Raw genomic sequence first — 853 nt, 5'->3', positions numbered from 1 at the left:
CGCACCCCGAGCACAAGGAGATGACGGTCGCGCAGGCGCTGGAGTTGGAGCGGCCCGCGCTCCAGCCGATGCTCGCATCGTTCGACGGCTTCCACGAGACGCAGCATGCGGTGACCGGAACCTGCCTGATCAGCTTCGACCGGAACCGCTACTCGGTCGCCGCCAAGGCGGTGCGTCGTGCGGTCCAGGTCCGGGCCTATGCCGATCGGATCGTCGTGCGGATGGGCGACGAGGTGATCGCCGATCATCCTCGGTTCTTCGGTCGCGATCGGACGATCTACGACCCTTGGCATTACCTGCCGGTGCTGGTGAACAAGCCCGGTGCGCTGCGGAACGGAGCGCCGTTCCAAGGCTGGGATCTTCCGCCTGCGCTCGCTCGGCTGCGCCGCAAGCTTGGCAGCGACGACGATGCCGATCGGCGCTTCGTCCGCGTTCTTGCGGCCGTCCTCAGCGATGGTCTGGATGCCGTCGAGGGCGCCGTTCGCGAAGCGCTCGACGCCGGTGCGGTCAGCGACGAGGTCGTGCTCAACATCCTGTCACGGCGGCGAGAGCCGCCCCGGCCCGCATCCATCGTAACGCCTGAGGATCTGGCGCTGATGCACCCGCCGGTCGCCAACTGCGCCCGCTACGACAGCCTGCGAGGCCTCCATGCAGCGGCATGAGATGATCGACGCGATGCGCGGACTCGGGCTCAAGGGCATGGCGGGTGCGTTCGACGAGGCCGTCACCACCGGCGTTCAGCGCAAGCGCACCGCGATGGAGATCCTGAGCGATCTGTTGCGCGCCGAAGGCGCGCATCGCCACGCCGCTTCGATCCGCTACCGCATGACGGCTGCCAGACTGCCGGTCGTGA

General features: G+C 68.1%; 2 protein-coding genes. Both read left to right on the top strand.

Translation table 11 applies throughout. The features are described 5' to 3' along the window. The coding region (locus AACY49_RS29680) for a Mu transposase domain-containing protein (RefSeq protein ID WP_445262674.1) at positions 1-662 on the top strand (662 nt) is incomplete at its 5' end. Then, positions 649-853: ATP-binding protein (locus AACY49_RS29675; protein WP_339527744.1), on the top strand; the 205-nt coding region annotated here is incomplete at its 3' end. The genes AACY49_RS29680 and AACY49_RS29675, both read left to right, overlap by 14 nt.

Source organism: Pseudomonas sp. EL_65y_Pfl2_R96 (assembly GCF_963970905.1).
Lineage (GTDB): Bacteria > Pseudomonadota > Gammaproteobacteria > Pseudomonadales > Pseudomonadaceae > Aquipseudomonas.
The sequence above is the reverse complement of the archived record's forward strand: the minus strand, read 5'-3'. Positions and strand labels throughout refer to the sequence as shown.